24 protein-coding genes are annotated in these 25,420 nt (G+C 35.5%); 6 read left to right on the top strand and 18 right to left on the bottom strand.

From position 1 onward, the window contains the following. Positions 1 to 22: 22 nt before the first annotated feature. The 15 genes from ACZ1GR_RS10215 to ACZ1GR_RS10145 all read right to left on the bottom strand — a co-directional run bounded on the left by ACZ1GR_RS10215 (position 23) and on the right by ACZ1GR_RS10145 (position 15,557). Complete coding sequence (locus tag ACZ1GR_RS10215) at positions 23 to 907, bottom strand: hypothetical protein (protein WP_472608885.1); 885 nt, start codon at positions 905 to 907, stop codon at positions 23 to 25. A 242-nt stretch (positions 908 to 1,149) separates the two neighbouring features. After that, entirely contained in the window at positions 1,150 to 1,311 is a 162-nt protein-coding gene (locus tag ACZ1GR_RS10210) for a hypothetical protein (RefSeq protein WP_472608884.1), read from the bottom strand. A gap of 73 nt (positions 1,312 to 1,384) precedes the next feature. Beyond that, positions 1,385 to 2,293, bottom strand: coding sequence for a hypothetical protein (locus ACZ1GR_RS10205; protein WP_472608883.1), 909 nt, complete (start codon positions 2,291 to 2,293; stop codon positions 1,385 to 1,387). Between the two features lies 1 nt (position 2,294). Continuing rightward, positions 2,295 to 3,140 carry a hypothetical protein gene (locus tag ACZ1GR_RS10200; RefSeq protein ID WP_472608882.1) on the bottom strand — a complete coding sequence of 282 codons (846 nt, stop codon included), beginning with the start codon at positions 3,138 to 3,140 and terminating at the stop codon, positions 2,295 to 2,297. A gap of 75 nt (positions 3,141 to 3,215) precedes the next feature. After that, on the bottom strand, positions 3,216 to 4,520 hold the full coding sequence (locus ACZ1GR_RS10195) for a polysaccharide biosynthesis protein (protein WP_472608881.1): 1,305 nt from the start codon (positions 4,518 to 4,520) through the stop codon (positions 3,216 to 3,218). Then, positions 4,517 to 5,743: a UDP-N-acetyl-D-mannosamine dehydrogenase gene (wecC, locus tag ACZ1GR_RS10190; protein ID WP_472608880.1), complete on the bottom strand. Its 1,227-nt coding sequence runs from the start codon at positions 5,741 to 5,743 to the stop codon at positions 4,517 to 4,519. Before wecC ends, ACZ1GR_RS10195 begins: the two co-directional genes overlap by 4 nt. A 2-nt stretch (positions 5,744 to 5,745) precedes the next feature. Continuing rightward, entirely contained in the window at positions 5,746 to 6,822 is a 1,077-nt protein-coding gene (gene wecB, locus ACZ1GR_RS10185; RefSeq protein WP_472608879.1) for a non-hydrolyzing UDP-N-acetylglucosamine 2-epimerase, read from the bottom strand. A 95-nt stretch (positions 6,823 to 6,917) separates the two neighbouring features. Further along, positions 6,918 to 7,907, bottom strand: coding sequence for a hypothetical protein (locus tag ACZ1GR_RS10180; RefSeq protein WP_472608878.1), 990 nt, complete (start codon positions 7,905 to 7,907; stop codon positions 6,918 to 6,920). 118 nt (positions 7,908 to 8,025) lie between these two features. Then, positions 8,026 to 8,889 carry a dTDP-4-dehydrorhamnose reductase gene (gene rfbD / locus ACZ1GR_RS10175; RefSeq protein WP_472608877.1) on the bottom strand — a complete coding sequence of 288 codons (864 nt, stop codon included), beginning with the start codon at positions 8,887 to 8,889 and terminating at the stop codon, positions 8,026 to 8,028. Next, entirely contained in the window at positions 8,886 to 9,431 is a 546-nt protein-coding gene (gene rfbC / locus ACZ1GR_RS10170) for a dTDP-4-dehydrorhamnose 3,5-epimerase (protein WP_472608876.1), read from the bottom strand. The genes rfbD and rfbC overlap by 4 nt, the downstream gene beginning before the upstream one ends. After that, a complete protein-coding gene (rfbA, locus tag ACZ1GR_RS10165; RefSeq protein ID WP_472608875.1) occupies positions 9,428 to 10,297 on the bottom strand; it encodes a glucose-1-phosphate thymidylyltransferase RfbA in 870 nt (289 codons plus the stop codon). Before rfbA ends, rfbC begins: the two co-directional genes overlap by 4 nt. Before the next feature lie 35 nt (positions 10,298 to 10,332). Next, on the bottom strand, positions 10,333 to 11,376 hold the full coding sequence (rfbB, locus tag ACZ1GR_RS10160; protein ID WP_472608874.1) for a dTDP-glucose 4,6-dehydratase: 1,044 nt from the start codon (positions 11,374 to 11,376) through the stop codon (positions 10,333 to 10,335). 67 nt (positions 11,377 to 11,443) lie between these two features. After that, a complete protein-coding gene (locus ACZ1GR_RS10155) occupies positions 11,444 to 13,129 on the bottom strand; it encodes a DUF6909 family protein (RefSeq protein ID WP_472608873.1) in 1,686 nt (561 codons plus the stop codon). A 59-nt stretch (positions 13,130 to 13,188) separates the two neighbouring features. Beyond that, entirely contained in the window at positions 13,189 to 14,682 is a 1,494-nt protein-coding gene (locus ACZ1GR_RS10150; protein WP_472608872.1) for a GH3 family acyl-acid amido synthetase, read from the bottom strand. Between the two features lie 5 nt (positions 14,683 to 14,687). After that, a complete protein-coding gene (locus ACZ1GR_RS10145; protein ID WP_472608871.1) occupies positions 14,688 to 15,557 on the bottom strand; it encodes a M23 family metallopeptidase in 870 nt (289 codons plus the stop codon). Between the two features lie 176 nt (positions 15,558 to 15,733). Here ACZ1GR_RS10145 and ACZ1GR_RS10140 point away from each other — a divergent pair, with 176 nt between their 5' ends. The 3 genes from ACZ1GR_RS10140 (at position 15,734) to ACZ1GR_RS10130 (ending at position 18,632) form a co-directional block, all read left to right on the top strand. Then, positions 15,734 to 15,928, top strand: a complete 195-nt coding sequence (locus tag ACZ1GR_RS10140) for a twin-arginine translocase TatA/TatE family subunit (protein WP_377767577.1) — start codon at positions 15,734 to 15,736, stop codon at positions 15,926 to 15,928. A gap of 209 nt (positions 15,929 to 16,137) precedes the next feature. Continuing rightward, positions 16,138 to 18,174 (top strand): OmpA family protein, encoded by a 2,037-nt coding sequence (locus ACZ1GR_RS10135; RefSeq protein WP_472608870.1) that lies wholly within the window; start codon positions 16,138 to 16,140, stop codon positions 18,172 to 18,174. A 287-nt stretch (positions 18,175 to 18,461) separates the two neighbouring features. Next, entirely contained in the window at positions 18,462 to 18,632 is a 171-nt protein-coding gene (locus tag ACZ1GR_RS10130; RefSeq protein ID WP_377767579.1) for a DUF6747 family protein, read from the top strand. A 55-nt stretch (positions 18,633 to 18,687) separates the two neighbouring features. Here the strand turns inward: ACZ1GR_RS10130 and ACZ1GR_RS10125 are convergent, their stop codons facing one another. The 3 genes from ACZ1GR_RS10125 to ACZ1GR_RS10115 all read right to left on the bottom strand — a co-directional run bounded on the left by ACZ1GR_RS10125 (position 18,688) and on the right by ACZ1GR_RS10115 (position 22,840). Beyond that, the gene (locus ACZ1GR_RS10125) at positions 18,688 to 19,680 is read right to left on the bottom strand and encodes a DUF4837 family protein (RefSeq protein WP_472608869.1); all 993 of its coding nucleotides are present in this window, start codon (positions 19,678 to 19,680) and stop codon (positions 18,688 to 18,690) included. 245 nt (positions 19,681 to 19,925) lie between these two features. After that, positions 19,926 to 21,542, bottom strand: a complete 1,617-nt coding sequence (locus ACZ1GR_RS10120; protein WP_472608868.1) for a LysM peptidoglycan-binding domain-containing protein — start codon at positions 21,540 to 21,542, stop codon at positions 19,926 to 19,928. Between the two features lie 107 nt (positions 21,543 to 21,649). Continuing rightward, the gene (locus ACZ1GR_RS10115; RefSeq protein WP_472608867.1) at positions 21,650 to 22,840 is read right to left on the bottom strand and encodes a phosphoglycerate kinase; all 1,191 of its coding nucleotides are present in this window, start codon (positions 22,838 to 22,840) and stop codon (positions 21,650 to 21,652) included. A 350-nt stretch (positions 22,841 to 23,190) separates the two neighbouring features. On the opposite strand from ACZ1GR_RS10115, the gene ACZ1GR_RS10110 reads away from it, so the two are divergent. Genes ACZ1GR_RS10110 through ACZ1GR_RS10100 form a run of 3 tightly spaced genes read left to right on the top strand, consistent with a single transcriptional unit; the run spans position 23,191 to position 25,418 of the window. Continuing rightward, the gene (locus ACZ1GR_RS10110; protein WP_472608866.1) at positions 23,191 to 23,919 is read left to right on the top strand and encodes a hypothetical protein; all 729 of its coding nucleotides are present in this window, start codon (positions 23,191 to 23,193) and stop codon (positions 23,917 to 23,919) included. A gap of 1 nt (position 23,920) precedes the next feature. After that, positions 23,921 to 24,655, top strand: a complete 735-nt coding sequence (locus ACZ1GR_RS10105) for a DUF6090 family protein (protein WP_472608865.1) — start codon at positions 23,921 to 23,923, stop codon at positions 24,653 to 24,655. After that, positions 24,648 to 25,418, top strand: coding sequence for a DUF6090 family protein (locus tag ACZ1GR_RS10100; RefSeq protein ID WP_472608864.1), 771 nt, complete (start codon positions 24,648 to 24,650; stop codon positions 25,416 to 25,418). Before ACZ1GR_RS10105 ends, ACZ1GR_RS10100 begins: the two co-directional genes overlap by 8 nt. Positions 25,419 to 25,420: the final 2 nt, after the last annotated feature.

Raw genomic sequence — 25,420 nt, 5'->3', positions numbered from 1 at the left:
TTGGACCTTATGCAACGTGTTATCAAATTGTGGCATCTAATCTTTTTCTTATATCCAATTGTATAAACAGTTCATAAAAGAGAATCACAGTAAAATATTCGAACCAATAGTCCAGCAAAAAAAACGAAAGCATCAACAATAGTATGGGTTTTCCAAATGTGAGGTTAGAAAAAGTATCAATGCTTTTTCCAAGGTATAAAACTAGAAAGGCAACAAAACCTAACATGCCATATTCACCAAAAATCTTGTTGTAAAAAGAAAAAGGCTGATTGGCAGTCCCGTCCATATAAGGCTTCTTCAAAAGCTCCGAATTCCATAATGAATAGTGTCCCTCTTCAAACTTCCTGGACATATAAACATAATTTTCGGGGTACCATCTCACATAATCGCCAGAGGTAAGAAAAGCTGCTCTAGAAGAAAATTTTCCTCCACCTGCCCCAAAAACAAAACTATCCAAGCCAGAAAAAAGATGGTCTGCAGTCTTGCTGAAGGAAATCATTTTTCTTGCTTGGTTTTTGTCACTAAACACTTTTTCACTCAAGTTTTGTTTTACGTAGTTCACATTTTGGGGACTTACAATGGAAAATATCAAAATCCCAAGAAACAACGAAATGAGTATTTTAATCTTTTTTGAAAAAGAGAGAAAGAAAAAGGCAAATCCAGATATTACCACCAAAAAAATAAAAATACCGCTCATATAAGTAGATGCCAGCATTAGTAGGGCGGCCATTACAGCCAATTGAATATTCTTGGAATAGAAGAAATATACCGTGTAAAAGGAAAAAACTATCATTGACACGGAAGAGTTTGCAAAAACTCCTTTTATAAAATCTCCGGACCCCATACTTACCATATAAGGTATGAATGCCCCTTTTGCGATTGCAGTATGAATATATTGGAAGGCCATTAATACAAAATTCAACCAAAAAAACCACAAGAGTACCTTTTTAATAGATTGAAGGGACAACTTTCGTAGCAATTGAGAAAGAAAATAAGAAAACCCCAGCATCAAACCCCACATTAGAAATACAATACTTGTGTTTATTGTATATCCCATAAGATTTTGCCCATCCAAGTAGAAAGGCCATTGTAATATGGTAACCACCCCCATAAAGAAGTAAAAAGTAATCCAATGGTTGGTCTTTAGTCTTAATTTAAAAAAAAAAATGATATAAAAACAGTTCCCAAACCTCCTGCGAGTTGCATAGCAGGGTTTCCTGCGGACACACTAAGCAAAAAAATTAATAAAAATAGCATCGCCGTTTTGCGGGTTGAAAGTTTTATGCCTGCCATTTTTTTCAATTTATCCATATAATAGGATTGCCTATAGTAATTATACGGTAGGCCCGTTACCTGTTATTATTTAAATTCAACATATATCGATCTAATGGTTAATTCCGGCTTTAATTAAAGCTTCATCAACAATCTTTTTCACATTGAGCTTCGATTTGAAAATTCCTGATTGATTCAACATAATTTGATAGTTCTTAAAAAAAATCTGTTCAAATTCCATGATGTTTTCTGAATCTTGAGCAAGGGTTCTAGTGTTTAAATCATTTAAAAATATCATCTCACCTATCGGTGCTTTTTTAATTTCAGATTTAGTTTGTAAAGATAAATAGTGAACTGGCTTCCACGGAGGAGTAATGTGTTTTTTTACATTCAACCTGTGTTCTTTTAAATATGACTTATCTATTAAGTGAAGATTATATGAGTATATTCTTATAGGTCTAAGATACGGATAGACAAAGCCTTCACTATCAATTATAGATAAATCATCTGACCAGATTTCTTTTTTTTCAATATCTTCTAAAATAGCATTAGTTTTCCCAGTGCCTCTCCACCCCATTATTACGGAGACCTCTCCGTTTTCATAAATAGAGGAAGCATGAACAAAGGTGGCACCATATCGCTGTAGAATGATTTGAAGCAAGGGTTCAATAATTTCATCAGATATATGCCTGCCCGGTGTTACCCTTTTGAAAGGGATTCTGCCTCGTTTCACTTTAGTTGGTATTCCCACCTTAAGAATATTATCCTGATCTCTTATAAAAAAATGTCCGGAACTAAGTATTAAAGTTTTTTCATCAAAATACCCATCTTTTCCCAAAGAATATTTCTTATTAATTTTAGGAATTTCATCTGTCACCACTACTTTTAGAATAAATTTTGGACTTTCGCATTTTTCATCAAAATTTTCATATATTTTTTTCAAAAAACTGATACAGTCGTTAGATAGTTCACCTGAGATTTCTACGTTTATCCTTTCAGCAATCGAAAACTCTCTTTTCATTTTATTTTAGGTTTAATATTAAATCTATTGCAACCGCTATATTGTCCAGTCCTTCTGAAATTTCTAGCTCATAAGTAGCTACCGTAGCGGCTAAAATAGGTTTTCTCGGAAAACTACTTAAAGGGTCTTTAAGATTTAAGTAAACAACTCCTTCTTGCTCCTCGTTATTTATTTTGAGTAATATTGCCGCCAAGGTTCCTAACTTAATTTCTCGCATTTGATTTTTTTTTCCTCGATTCAAATAAATAATAAAATCTGTATTACTTTCATATGCTTTAGGGTAACCACTAATAGAACGCCCATAAAAGGTTGGTTTAAATATCTTTGAATCTCCTCCTCTCATTGGCTCCTCAATAGTTTTGACACAATTATCTTTTAAAAATGCATAGTTATCCGATAAAACTAGAACATCCAGTTTTTTAACCAATTGCTTAATAAGCGTTGATTTACCTGCTTTACTTCCCGCAGCGACTACGAAAGTCCTATCCTGATAAATAAACACACTAGAATGTACAAGACTCCAGCCCTGTTGATACTTGTAGAACTCCAAAGGTTCTAAAATCGACTTTCTAATTATTGCTAAATATAACTCAGATATTCCTACAACACTGGCATTCTTATTTATAAATTTATAGCAACTTCTTATGAATGCTCTATAAAAATCAATTTCACACAAATATGTTATAATAGATTCTTCCTTTATCTCTCTTTGATAAGTAAATAACCTATCCTGGATAACATTTGCTCCTTCACATTTCCCAAACTTTAAAAAAACTTTTTTATGACTTGGTTTTTTTTTAGAAACACTCCATCTTTTGAAAAAGAGATGCATGAAAAAAGAGGTCAAGAAACCTTTTGGTTCGTATTGAATCTGAAAATTTAGATTTTCCCATTGGGTTGTAAAGCTTTTCGTTTTCATATTCTACACGTTCTGTTTCCGAAAATTTATTAAAACAAAAAAACCAAATATCACTAATGAAATTAGAAAAACATATAAATTTTGTCCTAGAAAATAAGCCAAGGAAATGAATATAATTGTCGGAACTATTAATTTTATTACTTCTCTCATCCTTTTTTTCATGTAACCTTTTTCATTTAGTGAATCAACATTAAATATTGAGATAATTATTTCGCCTAACAATACTGCCAAAGCAATCAAATAAGGTTTATTCCCAAAAATCAACCAAAAAGCAATTCCAGTTATAATAGACACAATGGCTGCTATAATAAGATTTTTGCTGTAATCAGCATCTTGTTTTCTCAATAACAACCGAGTGCCCGAACTCGTGGTAAAAGAAGAAATAAATCCTGCTAGGCCCAAAATTCCAAATGTAGCTGTGTAAGTAATATATTTAGATTCAAACAACAACGAAATTAATACTTCAGGATAAACAATAATAGATAGAAGAAAAACCAATCCCGCCACTATTGCGAGAAAATCAACTTTTAATGCCACCTTAAAGTCTTGAAGTTCTTTAAAAAAAGATTGTACAATAATTCTACGAACACCCTTAAAAATCATATAAAGTTTTAAGGCCATATAACTAACAGCTATACTTTCACTTGTGTAGAAATAAGACATAATGTTTATTATTCCAATACCTACAAAAAAAAGGGAAAAGCTAGCAATGCCAATAGTAAAGTTATCAATATATTTTTTTAGACTTTTTATTCTTGGAACAACTAGATAAGGTATTTTCAACACATAAGAAACTATTAACCCGGCAACAAAGTATGTTAAAAACAAACTCAAAGAAAACAGTAACACAATTTGTTGTTTAAAATATAATGAAGATATTATCAGCACCAAAGAGGGTGTCATTATTCTGGCAAAAGCAATTAACGCTCCTTGAATTGGTTTTCCTCTTCCATATAATGCATAATCTGCATTCAAACTTATCGCTGGTGCTATTAAGAATAAATAATTTTTTGTAATAAAAAAGCCTGAAGCCCCGAAAAGCGCAAGAATTAAAGCTAGTGTAAGCCTAGCTGACTGAGTTTCATATAACTCTTTTTTCCAATTGGTTTGTAAAGCAATATTTCTCGTTGAAGACAATTGTAGGCCAAAAGCAATAATTGAGACTATGAATAAAGAAAGTGAGTCTATCTCACCAATAAATGCTACTGTGTCTTCATTGATATATGTAGCGATATATTTTAGAGAAAACAAAGTTGTCAAGTGTCCTAATCCGGTGACAATAGCAACTATTACTAGCCTTTTTATCATTTAGTTATTCCACTAGTTATTCCACAAAAATCTAAAACTACTTTATCTTCAGATAAGTTTAATTCTTTGAATTCCTTATGGGCTACTAGAAAAACAATAATATCAGCTTTTTCAAAAGCTGCTTGATAATTAGTAAGCTTAAATACTTTATGCTCTTTTATATTAGGTTCAACAATATAATATTCCTCATCATTAGAATTCTGCAATACTTTTTGAACAATGTATTTTGCAGGAGATTCCCTTAAATCGTCAATATTAGGTTTAAAAGCCAATCCCATTAAAGCAATACTTGGTTTTCTGCCATTTTTAATCTCAAACTCCAATTTAGCAGTTTTTACTTTTTCTGCACACCAAAACGATTTATAGTTGTTTATCTCTCTTGCAGTTCCTATAATTTTCGATTCCATAGGATAATCAGCCACTATAAAATAAGGGTCAACGGCTATGCAATGTCCTCCGACTCCACAACTTGGTTGCAAAATATTGACTCTTGGGTGTTTGTTTGCCAAGTTGATTAGCTCCCATACATTTATATCTGCTTTGTCGCATATAAGAGAAAGTTCATTAGCAAACGCTATTTGTACATCTCTTGAAGAGTTTTCAACTAACTTACACATTTCGGCAGTTCTTGCATTAGTCTTGTGTAAATCTCCTTTTATAAATTCTCTGTAAAAGCTAACTGCTTTTTCTGTTGATTTTTGGTCAATGCCACCTATAACCCTGTCGTTGTTGACCAACTCATACATTACATTTCCTGGAAGTACTCTTTCTGGACAATATGCAATGCCTAAAGTTCCTTTAAGTTCTGGACGTGAATCATATATTAAAGACATCATTATTTCTGTAGTTCCTATAGGGGAAGTTGATTCGATTATATATAAATCGTCCTTTTTTAATAGTGGAATTATTGCCTTAGTTGCAGCCTCTACATAAGAAATATCGGGTTCATTTTTATCTTTGAAAGGAGTGGGTACCACAATAATATAGGTATTGGCTTCAATTGGTTTAACACTAGCTCTTAGATAACCTTTCTTAACAGCCATAGAAACCGCTTCATCCAATTCTGGTTCAATTATGTGTATTTTCCCTTGGTTTATGGTTTCAACCACTTTAGGGTTTATATCTACACCATGAACTTGCGTTTTATTCTTTGCAATTAAAGCAGCGGTTGGAAGGCCAATATAGCCTAAGCCAATCATTACAACTTCAGGCTTATAATTCATATTTAATCTTTTAGTATGTGTTGAACAATTCTAGTACACGCATTACCATCCCCATAAGGGTTATGAAGTAGACTCATTTTTTTGTAACTCTCGGGACTATTTAGTAAGTTTTGTGTCTCTTGTAAAATTTTTGTTTTATCTGTTCCTACCAATATTACAGTTCCTGCATTAACAGCTTCGGGTCTTTCAGTAGTATCGCGCATAACCAAAACTGGTTTTCCCAGACTTGGTGGCTCTTCTTGAACTCCACCGCTATCCATAATTATTATGTAAGATTTTTCCATGAGCCAAACAAATGCAGGATAGGAAAGAGGAGGAATTAGCTTGATGTTTTCAACATTTCCTAAAATCTCATAAACTGGCTTTTGAACTTTTGGATTTAAGTGTACAGGATAAATTATTTGAATATTAGGGTTTTCAATCCCTATTTGTTTTAACGCTTTGCAAATATTTACAAATCCTTGGCCATGATTTTCTCTTCTATGGCCTGTTACCAAGATTAACCTTTCACTAACATTTACCAATTTTTCAAGGCTATCAATCTCTTTATCTTTGAATCCTTTACCGTTTACTTTACCAACACTATATTTTAGCGCATCTATAACCGTGTTTCCCGTGACAAGAATTGAAGTTTCTGCTTTGTTCTCTGCTAACAAATTCTTTTTTGAAGTTTCAGTTGGTGAAAAATGGATAGTGGACAACACTCCAGTAACACGTCTGTTCATCTCTTCAGGAAAAGAAGATTTCATATTCTGTGTCCTAAGTCCAGCTTCAATATGACAAATTTTAGCTCCTGAGTAAAAAGCAGCTAAGCTTGCAGCCATGGTGGAAGTGGTATCTCCATGTACGTATATATAATCTGGCTCAAACTCTTCAAGAATAGGTTTTAAATTAACTATTATGTCACCTGTAAGGGAATACAAGTTCTGATTAGGTTTCATTAAATCTAAATCATAATCTGGAATAATTTCAAAGAAAGAAAGAACTTGATCTAACATTTCTCGATGCTGAGCCGTAACACAAACCTTAGTGTCAAATTCACCTTCTCTTTTTTGAAATTCTTTAACCAAAGGTGCCATTTTTATAGCCTCAGGACGGGTTCCAAATACGATAAGATTCTTTTTTTTTTCAATTGTTTTTAATCTAAAGTTTATTACTTCAAATCGAATTCGATTTATAAAAGTTCTTTTGCCTTTTTGCTTAGATAGAATAGAAAAGATGTGATAAAAAAGCCTCCTAAGAAAATAAGAGGAGTCAGAACAGTCGTCTTCCCGTAAACCGCTTTTTGAACTTCTTGGGACTTGCCAAAATTAATAACTTTGATAGCTTCCGTTCGTTCTATCAGTTCCAATTTCTTTGATTCAATGTCTTTTATTAAGCTGTTTTTAAGATTAAATAGCCCTGTAATATCCATACGTTCTTCATTGTCCAATACTATCCTATCTGTGCCGGATAAATTATCACTCTGGGTCATTTTTTTGGCGTAATTGGATATTAACTCATCAACTTGTTTCAACAATGATTTATTTTCCTCTATTCTGCTTTCAGCATTTTCCCTATAAATTTCTAATAGCCCATCAAAATATTCATTGGAATTAATATATGCTATTACTTTCTCAGCAAATAGTCTTCCTTTACTGGTATCTTTGTAAAAGATGGTAATACGATGGTTAAAAGAACTTTTGTTTTGTAATTCCGCTCGTACGATATCTGCAACTGCATCATAATTTTCAAAACTTTGAAGGAGCTCCAAAAATTTCATTTCACTTTCAGAACTTTTTTTACCGTCGTCCACTGGGGCAATGCTTATCTCAAGTCCTGATAAGTCTTCAATATCCAATCCAATCTCTTGAAAGAATTCAATATTTTTTGATTTAATATTCGCCTGAATCTCATCTACAACATCATACAAATAGTTTTTACTTTCCATTTGGGGCTTAACAATTACCTCCGTTTTCAATTTTTTGGTTATAATCTGATTTAGCCCATACCCAATGGCAGTACCTAAAACTATAAGGCTCAAAAGAATTAAAGCATTCTTTTTGATATAGAGAAACAGCCTCAAAAAGGCTTTAAAAAGCTTATTGAAACCCTTCCCGATCATCTGAAATAGCTGCCACAAATCTATTTCATCTGAGTTGTTATTTGTTTGGTTATCTGCCATGATTAGTTAAGAAATTAGTGTTCTAAAAATTTAGCTGCCACAAATATAGTAGGTTTTTACCTCAAGATAATGTCTTGGTTAATTATAAAAAACTCACCCTTTTAGCAAATTTCAAAATTTACTTCTTAACAGCTAAATTGATTAAGCATTCCTTTAAGCTCTCTTTCCATTGTGGAATAGCAATTCCTAAATTATCATTAAGTTTTTTCTTATCCATAACGCTATATACAGGGCGACTAGCGGAATTGACAAAGTCTTTTGCTTTAACAGCACGTATCTTAACCTTAATATCACTCAAATCAAAAATAGCAGTTGCAAAATCATACCAACTTGCCACACCTTCATTGCTATAGTGATAAATACCAAAAGGTATTTTATTGTTTTTTATGATTGAAATAAGTACTAACGCCAAATCTCTTGCATAAGTGGGAATCCCTTTTTGGTCTGAAACAACTCGCACTTCATTTTTACCCTTGCCCAGTCGAAGCATGGTCTTCAAGAAATTATTTCCATATTCTGAATAAAGCCATGAGGTTCTAATAATAAAATAGTGCTCTAATACTTCCTCAACTACCTTTTCGCCTTGCAGTTTTGTGATGCCGTAAACATTTAATGGGTTGGGCTCGTCAACTTCTGTATAGGGTTGTGTTTGTTTTCCATCAAACACAAAATCTGTAGAAATATGGATTAAAATAATATTGTTATGATTACAAGCCTTTGCAAGATTTTCCACTCCATAAATATTGAGTGCTTCTGCCGCATCTTTATCAGATTCTGCTTTGTCAACAGCGGTATATGCAGCGCAATTGATACAATAATCAATAGGGTTCTTTTCGAAAAAAGCATTTACACTCTCCCTGTTGGTAATATCCAGTTCAGCTTTATCTGTAAAAATGAAATTCAGTTCTTTTGAACTTTGCACAACATCTTTAATACACCTCCCTAATTGCCCATTGCTTCCAGTTACAAGTACGCTTTTCATAATCTAGCTTCGCTTAGAGTAGGCAAGTTTAAGTCTCTCTCTGAAGCCTTAATTTTATCCGACTCAATTCTCCAATCAATATTCAAGGTAGGGTCGTTGTATATTATCCCTCCTTCACTGCTCTTATTATAGTAATTGTCACATTTGTAAAAGAATTCTGCTGATTCTGATAGCGTTACAAATCCATGGCCAAAACCTCTAGGAATAAATACTTGTTTCTTGTTAGTATCACTTAACTCTATGGCAATATGTTGGCCAAAAGTAATAGAGTCTTCTCGCAAATCAACTACTACATCCAATACTTCTCCCTGCAAAACGCGAACTAATTTTGCTTGTGCATATTCCCCGGTTTGATAGTGTATTGCTCTAATAACCCCTTTTGTTGAAAAGGATTGGTTGTCTTGTACAAAATTGACCTCAGCACCGATTCCTTCATCAAAAACCTGTTTGTTGTAAGATTCAAAAAAAGAGCCTCTTTTATCCTTAAAAACATCTGGTTCTAAAACGAAACATCCCTTTAGTTTGGTTTCTGTAAAAGTCATTTGTTCTTATTTAAAATCCCCAATAAGCTTTTACCATAACCGCTTTTCGCCAAAGGCTTAGCTAAAACTCGCAACTGCTCTTCATTAATATAGCCCATCTCAAAAGCTGCAGCCTCTATTGCTCCAATTTTTAGACCTTGGCGCTCTTCTATTACCTCAACAAATTGGGAGGCCTGCATTAAAGATTGAAAGGTTCCCGTATCCAACCATGCGGTTCCTTTATCTAAAATGCTGACATTAAGTTTATTCTCTTCTAGATAAGCTTTATTAATATCTGTTATTTCCAACTCTCCTCTTTGGCTAGGTGAAATCTTCTTTGCAATTTCTACTACGTTATTATCATAAAAATAGATTCCTGGCACCACGTAATTCGATTTAGGATGCTCCGGTTTTTCTTCAATACTAATAGCTTTACCATTTTCATCAAATTCAACGACACCATACCTTTCTGGATCAGTAACACGGTACGCATAGATAACACCTCCATTTGGGTTAGTATTAGACTGTAAAAGTTTATTTAACCCAGAGCCATAAAAAATATTATCTCCAAGGATTAAGGCGACTTTATCATTTCCAATAAAATCTTCTCCAATAATAAATGCTTCTGCCAATCCATTTGGTTTCTCTTGTACAGCATATGAAAATAAGCAACCATATTTCTCTCCATCACCTAACAAGTCTTTAAATAATGGCAAATCTTTTGGTGTAGAAATTATCAAAATTTCATTAATTCCAGAATACATTAAAGTAGATAAAGGATAATAGATCATCGGCTTATTATAAATAGGCATCAATTGCTTACTTATTGATAAGGTAAGTGGATGTAACCGTGTTCCAGAACCACCTGCTAAAATTATTCCCTTCATTTTTTAAGTATTAAAATCTCTTTAATTAACTATTCCTATAAATACATTTTCGAATAGTATTCTTGATACTCCCCCGATGTTACATTCTTTAACCATTCTTTATTTTCTAGATACCACTTAATTGTTTTTTCAAGGCCTTGCTCAAAAGTGACAGAGGGTTTCCACCCTAGTTCTGTGTTTATCTTATTGGCATCTATTGCATATCTTAAATCATGCCCTGGTCTATCCTTTACAAAAGTTATGAGGTTTTGCGATGTTCCTGCAGGGTTATTCAATTTGCTATCCATCTTGTCACAGAGCAGTTTTACTAAATTTATATTCTTCCACTCATTAAACCCCCCAATATTATAAGTTTCTTGGTTGGTTCCTTTGTGGAATATTAAATCTATAGCTTCAGCATGATCTTCTACATACAACCAGTCTCTTGTGTAATTTCCATTACCATATACTGGCAAAGGTTTTTTTTCGATTATATTATTGATAAAAAGAGGAATCAATTTTTCCGGGAAATGATTTGGACCATAATTGTTGGAACAATTGGAAATCACATAAGGTAAACCGTATGTTTCCCCATAAGACCTAACAAAATGGTCAGAACTAGCTTTTGATGCTGAGTATGGCGAATTAGGGTCGTAAGGTGTTTTCTCGGTAAAAAGACCTTCACTTTCTAAAGACCCATATACCTCATCCGTACTAATATGGTAAAAACGTTTACCTTCAAAATTGCTTTTCCATAAATTTTTTGCTGCATTTAAAAGATTTACAGTGCCAAAAATATTGGTCTTAACAAAAGCTAATGGGTCTTTTATAGAACGGTCTACATGAGACTCTGCTGCTAAATGAATTATTCCGTCAAACCTATATTTCTCAAAAACTCGGTTTACAAAAGATGTATCAACAATATCTCCTTTTATAAAAGTATAATTCGCAGCACTCTCAATGTCTCTTAAATTTTCTAAGTTGCCCGCATAAGTGAGCTTATCGAAATTAAAAATATGATACTGAGGATAATTTTTTACCAGTCTTCTAATAACATGAGACCCTATAAAACCTGCTCCTCCTGTTATAAGTAAATTCATAAAAAAGATTATAGTGTTCTTAGAGTGTGGCCAAAAATCCCATTTTAAATCATAAATATAGATTGTGTTAGTTGCCGAACACTTGCTCTAAAATTTTATCCGTGATTAAATAAGTAGGCTTCACGCCTGTAGTGCCAAGTCCTCCAGAAGCTAAAGTACTACCTGTTTCCAATGGATTATCAGAGGCGTAATACGCATATCTAACTTTAACCTCTTTACTTATGCTTTTACGTATTTGAGAAGCCGATTGAATTGCTTTTTGATAATGTACGCCTTCCATCTCTAGACCAATAACGTTCCAGGTGGAGTCGTAAAAAAACTGCAAAATATCCTTATTCTGTAGAGAGGTTCCTAAAACGGTCACCATAGTACCTTCCAATACTTTTAAGCCATGCCCTTTAAAGTCTTTGGCACAAAGTTCGTTCTTGAAGGGATAGTTATCCGCGGTGCCCTCAAAAATATGGGCAGAGGGAATCATTAAATCTCCTTTACCTCCTTCTAAAATTCCAGCCTTACCCATTATAGAAACCGAATCAACGTTTAAAAATAATTTCTCACCATCAACTTCATAAGGCTTAAGCAACTCATCGATAGTTTCGTAAGCCTGCTCTCCAAAGGCGTAGTCCATTACAAATATAACAGGTTTTTCGGCCTCAGGTCCGTCCTCAGAAAAATTGTAACAACAGGCTGTCTTAGCTGCTTTTGCCATGTCAAAAATTTGAACATCAATGTTTGCTCCTGATTTATCATCAATATAAATCATCCCATTTTTAGTGGCCATTTCCGTCACTTTCTCCCTTAAATCTTTGTTTGAAGAAGAACTAAGTGTTTCATAAATGTCGAGGGAATCGGTATTTGGAAACTCTTGTTTCAACGCCTTTTTGGCGAACAACGAATTCATAACACTGTGCATATTGGCGCTGATAATATGAAGCGGCCTATGGAATAATCCGTTTTTCTTAAGCGTTTCTTTTATGGTATCCGCCCATCGCTCACCGTGAATATGATGTCCAATTCTTTCTCGAAGAAGCGGTGTAAAAGTAACCGTTCTTTTATCGCCGGTAGTTTCTTCTTCAATCGCTAATTTTCCTAACCAATACACAATATTCAAAAAGCGATCTGGTCGGCTTTTGGACTTTAGTTTATCATGGATATCGGAAACCTCATCGAAAGACCTTCCTAAAATATTGGCCGTATGGATAAGGGCAACTTCTCTTTCAGCATCCGTTTTGTCTGGTTTGAGAATAAATTCTGCCAACTTTTCCCAATCGCGTACGGTTGCTTTTCCATCCTCTATTAATACTCTGTCACAAATCTTACCAGATTCAACATAAAGAAAAGTCAAATGGGTAAGAATGTCATAAATATCGGAACGCCCCCTAGTAATTTCTATATTCATTTGCTCATCATCGATACGATAGCAATTTCTTCTTCTTTTTGGAGGAACTATCGGTTTTAGATGCGATTTTGAAAAACCTTCATCTGAAGTTAGATTAATGAAACGGCACTCTTCAATGCCTATCGGAAGTCGCTCTAAAACGTAAATAAGTCCGTTCAATTCTGCCTTTTCTTCGGCAATAGTGCCATAAATTTCGGGTCGTAACGAAAGTAAAGCATTGCGAAGGGCATTACCCGAAACTCCTGAAGGTTTATAAAAACCTCTATTCAGCAAATGGCGCATGGTAATGTACAAGCGCTCAATGGCGTTTGTGGATTCTTGAGCTCTAGTTGTTTCTTTGATTTTTGTACCCATATCGACTTCTTTACAAAAGTACATGGAAATTCCTTGAAAAGTAAATGGCGGACTTTAGTTTATGTCGTGAAGGGTTGAATTGCATCCGCTACTTTTCTATCGTTAGCCAAGCGTTGTACTTTATTTTGCCCCCCCAATTTGCCCAGTGTTTTCATATAATTTTGAAAACCATCTTTAGAAACTTGCGTTACTTTGAGTTGCTGCAGAATTTTACCGTCGATCAAATCAAAATAATAACTGTTCTGTTTTTGCATTGAAGTATCTAAAATGGAACAGAATTTTTCTAGCTGAGTGGGTGGTTTTTCAAACTCGACAAACCATTCATGATAGGGCAGGCCTTCCTTTGGTGTAGTTTGTGGTGCTACCGTGAATTCATTTACTTCAGCATCAGTTTCTTCAATGGCCAGTCGCATCGCTTCTTCTACTTCTTTAGCAATTACATGTTCTCCAAAGGCTGAAATAAAATGTTTAATCCTTCCAGAGACTACTATTTTATAGGGTTTTAAAGAAATAAACTGAACGGTATCTCCTAGATTATACCCCCATAAACCAGCGTCGGTACTAATAATCATAGCGTAGTTAACCCCTAGCTCTACATCTTTGATAGTAAGACGTTGAGGATTTTCAGTGTAAAAATCATCTGCCCTTACAAACTCATAAAATATCCCTGAATTGAGTAAAAGCAACATCCCCTTTTCTTTTTGGGAATCTTGATAGGCAAAAAAACCTTCACTTGCGGGAAATAGTTCGATACTATCCACCTTTCGGCCAATCAAATTTTCAAACTTTGAGCGATAGGGTTCATAATTGACCCCACCATAAATGAACAATTGAAAGTTTTCAAACAACTCACCTACCTTTTTACCAGTTTTTAAAGTTAATTTTTCAAAATACATCTGAACCCAAGATGGTATACCGGCTATAACGGACATATCTTCATTTTCGGTCTCTTTGATGATTTCGTTGACCTTGGTTTCCCAATCTTCAATACAGTTGGTTTCCCAACTGGGCAGTCGGTTTTTCTGTAGGTAGCTCGGCACATAGTGCGCCGATATGCCCGAAAGCCTCCCTAATTTAATGCCGTTCTTATCTTCCAGAACCGGACTGCCTTGCAGAAAAATCATCTTACCATTAACAAAATCTGCATTACCCGTTTCATGTATATAATTTAGAATGGCATTCCTTGAAGCTTCTACCTGATTCTTAATAGATGATTTGGTAATGGGAATATATTTAGCGCCAGAAGTGGTACCGGAAGTTTTTGCGAAATAAATAGGCTTACCAGGCCAAAGCACATCTTCTCTGCCTTCTATAATTTTTTCAACATAAGCCTTAAGCTCCTCATAATCTCTTATCGGCACCTGCCTTGTAAAGTCTTCATGGGTTTGAATAGATTCAAAATTATGGTCTTGGCCAAACTGAGTGGTTATGGCAGTACGTATAAGATGATTAAAAACCTGTTTTTGGGCTTTATGCGGATTTAAAATCCAATCGGTATTTTTTTTTGCTATTCTTTTGGCGAAGAGCTTCGCGGCAAATGCTTTAAGCGACATAGGTATCAATTAAAGTCGATATAATCTTGCGGATTCAAAGGTTTTCCTTTCTTCCAAAGCTCAAAATGTAAGTGAGGCCCCGTAGTTAGTTCGCCCGTATTACCAACACCGGCAATTACCTCTCCTGCTTTTATGATATCACCTTGCGATTTGCTCAGCGAGCCATTATGCTTATACACAGAAATTAAATCCTCTTTATGTTCTACAATAATAACGTAGCCTGTATCTGAAGTCCATTCGGCAAAAATAACGGTGCCGTCCGCTACCGCTTTAACGGGAGTGTCCTTTGTGGCTGAAATATCGGTGGCATAATGTTTTTTCTGTAAATCATACCCTTGGGTTACCGAGCCGTTTATAGGTGAGAAAAGAACTTCTCCAGCATTTCCGGTATTTCGTTCAAAAAGGTTGTATTTATCTTCAAGCTCCACTTGTTCACGCAGTGCCAAGTCTTCTCGAATAGGCTTTAAATCGATTGTAGAGGGGTCGAGCTTAAACTGTTCAAATAAAGAATCTCTATTTATTTCGTTGTTCTCAATATCACCGCGTAGCACGAGCCGAACGTTTGCTAAATACTTATTGGTATATTCTAAAACTGTCACCAAAGAGTCCGTTTTATAGGTCAGTTCCGTTGCCTGCCTTTTTAGACGTGTAGAAGAATAGCCAGGAATGTACTCTCTTAAAGGCGTAAACGCCACTAAGAGCGTTGTTAGCCCAATCAAAATAATGATAAACAATGTGCCGGTGACGAACACATTTAGCCTGCTTAATTTGAAGGATATTTTCTCTTCAAAAGTACTTTCGTTAAGTATCACCAAGCGGTACTTGTGCAGTAGCTTCCGTTTTATTTCTTTGCCTTTTTTTTGCTTTTTGGCCATAATACACAAATATAATCTTAGATTTTAACATGGGCATTATCCATCTAAAATTGTGAAATCTTTAGCAAATCTCTAAAAATCAATGAATACTGCAATTCTTAACGTAATTTTACGTTATCAAAAATAGGTGCATCTTCTTTTTTTGTACTTTTGAAATCTATTTAAAATTTAAATTCATGATTGCTCAAAATATATTTCTTGGTTTAGTTGGTCCTTGGCAGATAGCCATTATTGTTTTGTGTATTCTTTTACTTTTTGGAGGAAAGAAAATTCCTGAATTAATGCGCGGACTTGGTAGCGGCATCAAAGAATTTAAAGACGCCTCCAAAGAAGACGAAAAACTTGAAGACAAAACGAGCGAAAACTCTTAAACTTCAAGCTTCCCAAGTATACTCTAGACACACTATTTTGTGGGTAACATCGATTGAAAACATCTTTAAATCAAGATTCACCCCGTAAACCTTCGTTTTCACAACAAAAACTAATTCCTTTAAGCATGATAGCGTACTTTCGACGTTATTACTACAAGACTTTTGTGTTAAAATCACAAAAAAATGTAGTAGTCGAACTAAAGTGAATCATGACCAGAATTAATTTCATATTTATTTTCTTGATAACATTTGCCCTTAATGCGCAAAAATTATCGGAAGACGCCCTTGCCAGCATTCAAACAGATACCACAGACCAAATCGTGTCCGAAGGTGAAGATGCTAACCCCAAAAGCATTTCTGATACTAAAGAAAAAACCAAGCTTGTTAGAAAAGCCGATGGCCTTTTTGATAAGATGTGGTATGCCGAAGCAGCCAAGTATTATGATCTGGCCATCGAAGAAAGTGAAGGAGAACCATCGCAATACTTACTTTCAAGAGCAGGAGATTCTCACTATTTTAATTCGAACATCAAACAGGCTTACGAGTGGTACAATAAGCTTTACAAGAACTACGAGAATGAAATCTCAGATAATACCCTTTTTAATTATGTACATACTTTAAAAGGAACCGGAAGAAAAAGAAGGGCAAATCGCGTAATGGCCGTGCTCAACAAAAAAAATGAACGAGAATTAAGAGAAGATGCCGCAAGCCTAAAAGAAACACTTGAAGAAGATTCAAGGTTCGACCTTAAGAATCTTAACATAAATTCTAAATACTCTGATTTTTCGCCGATGTATTATGGCAAAGACAAATTACTATACACTTCCGCTAAGGATACCTTGTTTTTAAATACCAGAAAGTATAGATGGGACAATCAACCTTATTTAGATTTGTACACGGCAAAAGTAGATTCTGCTAAAAATGATGCTTCAGGCACCTATCGTTTTTCTAAAAATGTGAATACCAAATATCACGAAGCGTCGGCCTGTTTTTCTCCAGATAAAAAAACCATATTTTTTACGAGAAATAATTACGGAAAGAAAAAGAAAATTAGAAGGGATAAAAAAGGGGTAAACCACCTAAAGTTATACATGTCAAAAGAGATAGATGGCGAATGGACAGAAGCGGTAGAACTCCCTTTCAATAGCGATAACTATTCTACAGGCCACCCTGCATTGACCGCAGATGGCAAAAAACTCTATTTTGTTTCTGATATGCCCGGAGGCTACGGTGGAACTGACATTTATGTCGTAGATGTATTAGAAAACAATACTTTTTCTGAACCTAGAAACCTAGGGTTAGCCGTAAACTCTAACAGAAAAGAAATGTTCCCCTTTATTACGGATGAGGCGCTATATTTTTCTTCGAACAGAACAGAAGGCTTAGGAGGATTGGATATTTATAAGTCTGATTTTAGTGCAGAAGGTTTTGATAAAGCTGAAAACCTTGGCGCTCCGTTTAACAGTACAAGAGATGATTTTTCTTTAATTATTGATGAGCAGACAGAGAAAGGTTACTTTGCTTCTAACCGCCCTGGCGGAAAAGGAAAAGATGATATCTATTCTTTTACCCCCACACGAAAAGAGATGCCTAACTTAAATGAAATCTCTGGATACATTGTTGATAGAATTACCGGAGATTCATTGCCAAATGCCATGGTATCATTATATGACAACGAAAATGTGCGTATTGGTGAGATTAGAACTAATGAAAACGGAAGTTTCCGATTTAACAACCTCAAGTCAACAACAGATTATACCCTACAGACCATTTTAGACGGTTATTTTGAACAGACTACACCTATCGCCACAAAAGACAACGAGGTAATAGATTTTGTACAGCCTATGAAGCGCCTGCAAGAAATGATTGTGGTTGAAGAAGGTGTTAAGAAGTTGAAAACAGAAATGATATTCTTTGACTTTGATCGCTTCAATATCAGAACAGATGCATCAAAAGAACTTGACAAGCTGGTTGAGGTCATGACCGAATATCCAAGTATGGTTATAAAAATTGAATCTCATACCGATGCCATTGGTAATGCGGCATACAATAAATACCTCTCTGGTAAGCGTGCAACATCAACCAAAGAATACCTTATCTCACAAGGTATTGATGCCTCAAGAATTGAAAGCGCTATCGGTTATGGTGAAGAAAGGCTACTTAACGACTGTAGCGACGTGGTACGATGCGGTAGAGACAAACACCGACTCAACAGACGATCTGAATTCATTATCGTAAAAATGTAAAAACAATAAAACACCTATATAAACAAAGCCACCTCTAAGCAGGTGGCTTTTTCTTTTGAACTATTAGAGCAAGCCCTTTTCTAGAAGAAAATCATTTTATCGAAGAAGACTATCGTTGAACGGCATTGCGAAAGAATCCTCTTGACGATTCAAAATACCCGTTCATCTATATGTTAAAAAGTGCCTTGTATTTTATCCTAGTTTAAGTTCGTTTTGTCTTTTTAGTTATACTAAAGTTCATGGTTAGTCTAATCTTTGTGTTGTACACGAACATAAAATGACTACTTATGAGAAAATTATTACTTATTAAAGAGATTTACTTAGAAGGATTTAGAAATTTAGGAAGCATTATGGTCAAGCATTATTTCAAATTGTTTTCTTGGTTTTGCTTTGCCATGTTTTTTGTCGTACTATATGCTTTCATATATAGAATACTAACTGGTTTCGCCTTTCAATAGTAAAGACAAGACTTTTTATCACCTTAAGGTAAAGTGAGTTAAACGCAATGTTTAGCTACGACTGGTTATTTTCAAATTTGAGGGTTTTCATAATGGCCTCCAGTTCCAATAAATCATCGCGTTTATTGGCGGAGGGCGCGAAAATAAAACCTTCGAGTATCAGTTTTCTTTTATTGGCCTCATCGTTTATGATATAAGTCAGAAAAGGGCCCGCCATTGGGTATCCGCTAATTTCCCAAATACCTCTGACTTCGGCAGCTTTAAAGCCATTCACTTCTGCCGGGAAAACGTACGGGGAAAAGGCCTTTTCCGTTATCATAAATGTGCCATCATATGGGCCGGGCACATATTTCTTGCCTATAGAATCACGCATTTGTACGATATCTTGAACAAAAGTAGAGTCGTTGCTAAAAGCATCCCAAGGCATGGCGTATGCAATAATATTCATATTGCCTTTTAAGATCTGTCTATCGATCCAAACGAAGTTTTCTTCATGCTTTCCTACGCGATATACCGAAGGTATGTCCAATTGAATACCAAGTTCATCTTTTAGGTCGGTTTCGTTGTTCAAAGACTTTTTAAAACGTCTTTGTGCCTCGCTTATCTCGTTGTTTTTAAAAGCGGTTACCGCCTTTTGAGCCACCCCTTCTATGTTTAAAAGCAATTCGTCATTGGTTCTACCCTTGACTACCGCTACTTTTTGCGGTACCGAGTATACATTGGACTTTACATGACCAATCGATAAGGTGTCTTTCTGTACGAACAATACCGATCTCGAATGACTTGTGGCCCCTCTAAAAACCTGTGGAGGTATCTGTGTAAGCGAGAAAATCGCTTCACTCTGTGGAACGGCCAATACGCGATCTGCAAATACTTCACGTACTTTATCGCCGACTTCGCCTTGCCAAAGGTTATTATCCATCACCACCATTAACGAGTTTACCGCTCCGGTAGAAGGTGGCAGGTATCTTTTATTCTCTGAATTATCTCTACAAGAAGTGAATGCCAGAAGGGCAAACAACAGCACTGTTCCTAGTTTTTGCATCATAATTCTAAAATAATCAATTTATACAAACCGATTGTATTAGAATGAGTGTAATGCACTTTTTAGTGAGTGTTAGGAGTAAATTTCCTTGTTTAATATAAATCGTTAGTTCGAATCTTTCTCAAAAAGGGAGAAGTATCAAAAACACGTGTTTGTCTTCCAAAATTCTATTCTCGATACGATTTTTTTTCATTTCATTCTAAAAAATCACTCGAATTGACGAATTCCTTCAAAATGTTCTAATTCGATCAAGATGAGCAATTACACAACCTCAGCTTTGTGCCCGGCTTGAGATTGTTGCCCGTAAGACCGTTCCACTTTTTAAGATTATCGATTGAAATTCCGGGATACTTCCTAGAAATGGTCCAAAGAGAATCTCCAGATTGTACTACATGAATCTTAGAGGGGTCTTTTGGTAATGCCCCAACAGGTTCAGCTGCTGCCTGTTTTGTTGCAGTACTCGCCACTTTGGTCGTAACCGGCTTTCTGGGATAAATCGTTAGGCGTTGACCGACCCTTAGGTTATTGCTTCGAAGGCCGTTCCAGCCTTTGATCTGGCTTACCCCTACACCATAGCGTTCTGCTATTTTACCTAGGTAATCGCCACTTCTTACTTTGTATCGTACCCTATCATTACTTGTAATGAGTTGAGGCAGGGGTTTCTCTACGGTTTCCAATTCTTTTTTGGCATAGGCATAAATGGCCTCTTCATTGTTTACAAACTCGCCAACATGCTTCATTGGTAAGCGTAAAGTGTATGTTTTGCCTTCAACTTTAGGAATGATATTTAGTTTGTAGGCCGGATTCAAAACCTCTAATTCCTCAACCGAAATACCCACCATTTTAGAAATTTGGTCAAAGGTAATCGTGTTCTTTACATGTATGGTATCGGTTTCAAAATAAGCGCGGTCCGCTTTTTTAGCTTTTAGCCCGTGTTCTTCGGCATACTCAAAAAGATACATTGTTGCCAAAAAGGCTGGCACATAACCTGCGGTTTCGCGAGGTAGGTTTTGTCTAATGTTCCAATAGTTCTTATACCCCCCTGAGCGTCTTATGGCTTTGTTTACATTGCCCGGGCCAGAGTTGTAGGCCGCCAGGGCCAAATCCCAATCATTGAAAATATCATATAGCTTTTTCAAATATTTCGCCGCGGCAGTGGTCGAGTTGATAGGGTCACTACGCTCATCGACATAGCTACTTACATCTAGCTTATACATTCTGCCCGTACCGTACATGAACTGCCAAAGCCCCGTAGCACCTACCCTGGATTTTGCTTTTGGATCCAATGCAGATTCTACAATGGCCAAGTATTTCACCTCTAGGGGCACATTATAATTATCCAATTCTTGTTCAAAAAGCGGAAAGTAGAACTGACTTTTTGTTATCATTCGCTCCATAAGGCCCCGCTTTCTTGAGAGAAAAGACTTGATAACACTTTCTAAGGAAGGGTTATAGGCAATATTAAAAGGTGTTTTTTCATTAAGCCTTTTTAGACGGGCCTTTAAGGTGTCCGTAGATAATTCGGTTATGTATTCGTCAGCACTGTTCGGATTGGTTACCTCAGCATACATTTCATCAAAATAGGATGCGTTTTTGTATAGCTCATCCATCCAAAGGCTATCATATCTATACGCCTCTTCCAGGTCTTGAAGCTTACTTTGTTCTGATTTATCTTCGACCGCCGGAATATTCAGCACAGTCTTCGCTGTTTCCTTTTCAGCAATGGGGGCTTTTTTCTCAAGATTTACCAAAAGAGAATCAACTGCTTTAACCGCAGTTGTATCTGTTTGTTGGGCATTAACTGTTATCGCAGTCAAAAACAGTAAGACCCAAAAATGAATTTTAATTCGTTTCATTTCGGTCATAGTTTATTCGGGACTAGCGAAAATGCAGTTTTTTATTGAAAAAATAAAGGATTATGGGCAAAACCATCAAAATTTAGGATAAAGTCCGTTAATCGATAACGTCTTTACTAGCCTAATATTGCGGCGATACCGGGTAGTGTTTTACCCTCTAAACTCTCTAACATTGCCCCGCCACCAGTGGATACATAACTTACCTTGTCTTCAAAGCCGAATTGTTTTACCGCAGCAACCGAATCTCCACCACCAACAAGTGAAAAAGCCCCATTTTGGGTGGCTTCGTCAATAGCGTTACCAATGGCAATGGTTCCTTTTGCAAAACTTTCCATCTCAAAAACACCAACAGGGCCGTTCCATAATATCGTTTTTGACTTTAGAATCACTTCTTTAAAGTTTTCTAATGTGGCCGGCCCGGCATCTAAACCTTGCCAACCATCTGCGATAGTGTCTACAGGGCTAATCTGAGTATTTGCGTTGGCGTCGAACGCATCGGCCGCTATAACATCGACGGGCAAATGGACTTCTACCCCTTTTTCGGCGGCCTGTTTTAGAATGTCAAGCGCTAATTCCATTTTATCATCTTCACAAATAGAATCGCCTACTTGCCCGCCTTTGGCTTTTACAAAAGTATAGGTCATTCCGCCGCCAATAATCAAGTGGTCTACCTTGTCCAATATATTTTCGATAATGGTAATTTTAGAAGACACCTTAGCGCCACCCAAAATTGCAGTAACCGGTTTTTCGCCAGTGGCCATTACCTTTTCGATGGCTTTGATTTCTTTGGCCAATAAATACCCAAAACACTTGTTTTCGGCAAAATAATTGGCAACTACCGTTGTTGATGCGTGTGCTCTATGCGCCGTGCCAAAAGCGTCGTTCACATACACATCTCCATATTTAGATAGTTTTTCGGCAAATTCAGCATCGCCATTGGTTTCTTCGCCATAAAAGCGAAGGTTCTCTAACAATAAAATTTCGCCACTTTCTAAATTAGCATACGCTTCATCTACTTTTTCACCAACGCAGTCATCGACAAACTTTACCTGCACTCCAATAATATCAGAAACAGTGTTGCAAATATGTTGTAATGACATATCGGGATTGCGCTGGCCTTTTGGTCTGCCTAAATGACTCATTAAAACGGCACTGCCACCATCTTCCAAGATTTTCAAAATTGTAGGCTTTGCCGCTTCTATTCTACTAGTATCCGTTACATTAAATTCTGCATCTAAGGGAACATTAAAATCTACACGGATTAGTGCTTTTTTATCTTCAAAATTGAAATCTTCCAGTGTTTTCATGAGTTACTCGGTTTGAATGCCAAAAGTAAAGATTTCTTTAGGCTTTAGGGTGTTACCAAACCGCTAAATTTTAAGGTTTTTGTGGTGTTTAAAGTGGTCGGTTTTAATCCAAATGGCTGAAATTGAACACTTTTTGTTAAAATGAAGAGCCTATTGCCTTATATTTGATGCTAGCACTCCCCCACCAACCAACCAAAATCAATGATTAAATTCTTCTGCGGAATTCAAGAAACCACACTAAGTCATTTCGATATGAGGAATCCCGATAGCTATCGGGAGACGATTGAGAAATCCAGATTTCTCACGTTGGCAAACTCGGTTCGAAATGTCCAAAATAACCAACTAACCATATGATAAAATTCTTCAGAAAAATACGCCAAAAATTATTGCAAGAAAACCGATTTTCTAAATATCTTCTTTATGCCATAGGCGAGATTATCCTCGTCATGATAGGTATTCTCTTGGCCTTACAAGTCAATAACTGGAATGAAAAAAGAATCAAACACGAGCAACTACTTTCGGTATACCAACGCATTCTAACAGATATTGAAAATGATGTTCAAGAATTGTCTTCAAACTTAAATTACTACACAGAAATAGAATTTATATTTCAAAGAGTCATTAAAGATTCTATCACGCCAGATTTGTTTGATGTGGGCCTTTCTAGAATATTGACAAATTATATCGCCTCAACTAATTTAAATACAACCGGAGTAAACCAATTAAAAGCATTGAATGTTAACGATAGTTTGTCCTTAAAAATCATAGATGTCTATGACAAAATGGGCCTTGTAGTGATTGACTATTATGAAAAAAGAATCAATCAACAATCTGAAGAACTAGTAAATATTTTTAGGGACAATTACGATTGGTATCCTGAATATATGGGCAAAAAAATAATGCAAGATAATAGCAGCAAAGAGCTACAAGATTATTTTTTATATAGTTCTGAATATAGACATCGCGTTATTAGCAACTACCAATTATATTATGTGAATTATTCTAGTGTCTTAAAAGCTTCGATTGAAGCACTAAAAGAAACTGGGGAAGAATTAAGGCTAACACTAAACAAATCTTAAAATGATTAAATTCTTCCGTCGCATTCGCCAAAACCTTCTCATAGATAACAAAACGGGCAAGTACTTTAAATACGCCATTGGCGAAATACTATTGGTTGTCATAGGAATCCTTATAGCGCTACAAATTAACAACTGGAATGAAAACAGAATAAATTCTAATAAAGAAACTGCGATTTTAGCAAACATTCATAAAGAGTTTCAACAAAACCGAAAACAGTTAGATTCTGTTGTAGCTCAACATAAAATTTCACATAACAATAGTACAAAGATTATAAAGTTATTTCCAATAAAATCAAAACCTAAACCTGCAGTTTTAGATTCCTTAAGTTTTCAACTATTTTGGTCATTTGCAGGCGCTACTTTTAATCCTTCACAAACGAGTATTAATGCACTTGCGAGCACCTCATCTTTTGATATCATTAAAAATGAAACCTTACGCGATTTATTGATTTCTTGGAATGATTTGATTACTGATTATCAAGAAGAAGAATTACGTTCAAGAGATTATATAATAAATCAATATGACGCATATATGTCTAAACATTTTGACTGGAATTATAATTTTAAAGATGAGCGAAATAATTTTGATGCATTACAAACTTTAGAGTTTGAATATTTAGTAAAAAATAATTACGATTTAGTTAATCAAATATTAGTTTCTAGTGGAGAATTGGAAAAAGTACAGGAAGCTTTAGATAATATTATCGAACTTTCAAAGCCTACAACAAATGATTAAATTCTTTAGAAAAATCCGTCAAAAACTATTATCCGAGAACAAATTCTCAAAATACCTCATCTATGCCATTGGTGAAATCGTTCTTGTCATCATTGGTATACTAATGGCACTTGGTATCAATAACCAGAATGACCAGAGGAAAAACAATGCATCAGAAGCTACTTACTATTGCAAGCTCTTAGCGGATTTTGAAGCAGATATAATACTTCGTGAAGAACTTAATTTAAAGGCAGACGAAAGGGTTAAACTTAGTAAGGAACTTATGCTAGAATTAGCATCAGGAGAAAAGGACAAGAGCTTTTTGGTTAATAAATTTTTGAAAGCGTACAGAACAGACACCTACTTGCCCAGAAATATTACCTATCAGGATTTAGTGTCTTCAGGAAACATTAAACTATTAAGAGATGAGCGCATTAGGAATAGCCTGCTTGAGTTTAATAGCCAATTAGACGACAAGCTCATCATTCTTAGGGAAAATAGAGAAGAACTAATTAATGAGATTTTTAAGCTCATAAACACATCCATTGATTTTGGCATTTACGAATTTGATTATGTCAATGACTTAATTGGTGCTGAAGTTGTGGCTACTCTTCCAAAAAATGATTGGCACAAAGACCCAAGTAGTGGCTATTACAAAAACTTACAAAAGGTGTTGATTTTTAATGTTGCGATTGCAGATAGGCAAAAACAGCATTTTGAAATTATAAATACGCTAATGGAAAAACCTTACAAGTTATTAAGTGCTAAGTGCGGTGCAGAATAAAA

Source organism: Croceitalea sp. W27 (assembly GCF_055693185.1).
Note: the sequence above shows the minus strand (reverse complement) of the source record. Positions and strands in the feature narration are given on the sequence as shown.

What these genes read in the sequence shown, in the direction of transcription:
- ACZ1GR_RS10150 (WP_472608872.1), bottom strand. Translation starts at nt 14,682, where the DNA reads ATGTCGCTTAAAGCATTTGCCGCGAAGCTCTTCGCCAAAAGAATAGCA.
- ACZ1GR_RS10110 (WP_472608866.1), top strand. Translation starts at nt 23,191, where the DNA reads ATGATAAAATTCTTCAGAAAAATACGCCAAAAATTATTGCAAGAAAAC.
- ACZ1GR_RS10140 (WP_377767577.1), top strand. Translation starts at nt 15,734, where the DNA reads ATGATTGCTCAAAATATATTTCTTGGTTTAGTTGGTCCTTGGCAGATA.
- ACZ1GR_RS10205 (WP_472608883.1), bottom strand. Translation starts at nt 2,293, where the DNA reads ATGAAAAGAGAGTTTTCGATTGCTGAAAGGATAAACGTAGAAATCTCA.
- ACZ1GR_RS10155 (WP_472608873.1), bottom strand. Translation starts at nt 13,129, where the DNA reads ATGGGTACAAAAATCAAAGAAACAACTAGAGCTCAAGAATCCACAAAC.
- ACZ1GR_RS10180 (WP_472608878.1), bottom strand. Translation starts at nt 7,907, where the DNA reads ATGGCAGATAACCAAACAAATAACAACTCAGATGAAATAGATTTGTGG.
- ACZ1GR_RS10130 (WP_377767579.1), top strand. Translation starts at nt 18,462, where the DNA reads ATGAGAAAATTATTACTTATTAAAGAGATTTACTTAGAAGGATTTAGA.
- ACZ1GR_RS10105 (WP_472608865.1), top strand. Translation starts at nt 23,921, where the DNA reads ATGATTAAATTCTTCCGTCGCATTCGCCAAAACCTTCTCATAGATAAC.
- ACZ1GR_RS10215 (WP_472608885.1), bottom strand. Translation starts at nt 907, where the DNA reads ATGGCCTTCCAATATATTCATACTGCAATCGCAAAAGGGGCATTCATA.
- rfbC (WP_472608876.1), bottom strand. Translation starts at nt 9,431, where the DNA reads ATGACTTTTACAGAAACCAAACTAAAGGGATGTTTCGTTTTAGAACCA.
- ACZ1GR_RS10125 (WP_472608869.1), bottom strand. Translation starts at nt 19,680, where the DNA reads ATGATGCAAAAACTAGGAACAGTGCTGTTGTTTGCCCTTCTGGCATTC.
- rfbB (WP_472608874.1), bottom strand. Translation starts at nt 11,376, where the DNA reads ATGAATTTACTTATAACAGGAGGAGCAGGTTTTATAGGGTCTCATGTT.
- rfbD (WP_472608877.1), bottom strand. Translation starts at nt 8,889, where the DNA reads ATGAAAAGCGTACTTGTAACTGGAAGCAATGGGCAATTAGGGAGGTGT.
- ACZ1GR_RS10100 (WP_472608864.1), top strand. Translation starts at nt 24,648, where the DNA reads ATGATTAAATTCTTTAGAAAAATCCGTCAAAAACTATTATCCGAGAAC.
- wecB (WP_472608879.1), bottom strand. Translation starts at nt 6,822, where the DNA reads ATGGCACCTTTGGTTAAAGAATTTCAAAAAAGAGAAGGTGAATTTGAC.
- ACZ1GR_RS10195 (WP_472608881.1), bottom strand. Translation starts at nt 4,520, where the DNA reads ATGATAAAAAGGCTAGTAATAGTTGCTATTGTCACCGGATTAGGACAC.
- wecC (WP_472608880.1), bottom strand. Translation starts at nt 5,743, where the DNA reads ATGAATTATAAGCCTGAAGTTGTAATGATTGGCTTAGGCTATATTGGC.
- ACZ1GR_RS10210 (WP_472608884.1), bottom strand. Translation starts at nt 1,311, where the DNA reads ATGGATAAATTGAAAAAAATGGCAGGCATAAAACTTTCAACCCGCAAA.
- ACZ1GR_RS10135 (WP_472608870.1), top strand. Translation starts at nt 16,138, where the DNA reads ATGACCAGAATTAATTTCATATTTATTTTCTTGATAACATTTGCCCTT.
- ACZ1GR_RS10145 (WP_472608871.1), bottom strand. Translation starts at nt 15,557, where the DNA reads ATGGCCAAAAAGCAAAAAAAAGGCAAAGAAATAAAACGGAAGCTACTG.
- ACZ1GR_RS10115 (WP_472608867.1), bottom strand. Translation starts at nt 22,840, where the DNA reads ATGAAAACACTGGAAGATTTCAATTTTGAAGATAAAAAAGCACTAATC.
- rfbA (WP_472608875.1), bottom strand. Translation starts at nt 10,297, where the DNA reads ATGAAGGGAATAATTTTAGCAGGTGGTTCTGGAACACGGTTACATCCA.
- ACZ1GR_RS10120 (WP_472608868.1), bottom strand. Translation starts at nt 21,542, where the DNA reads ATGACCGAAATGAAACGAATTAAAATTCATTTTTGGGTCTTACTGTTT.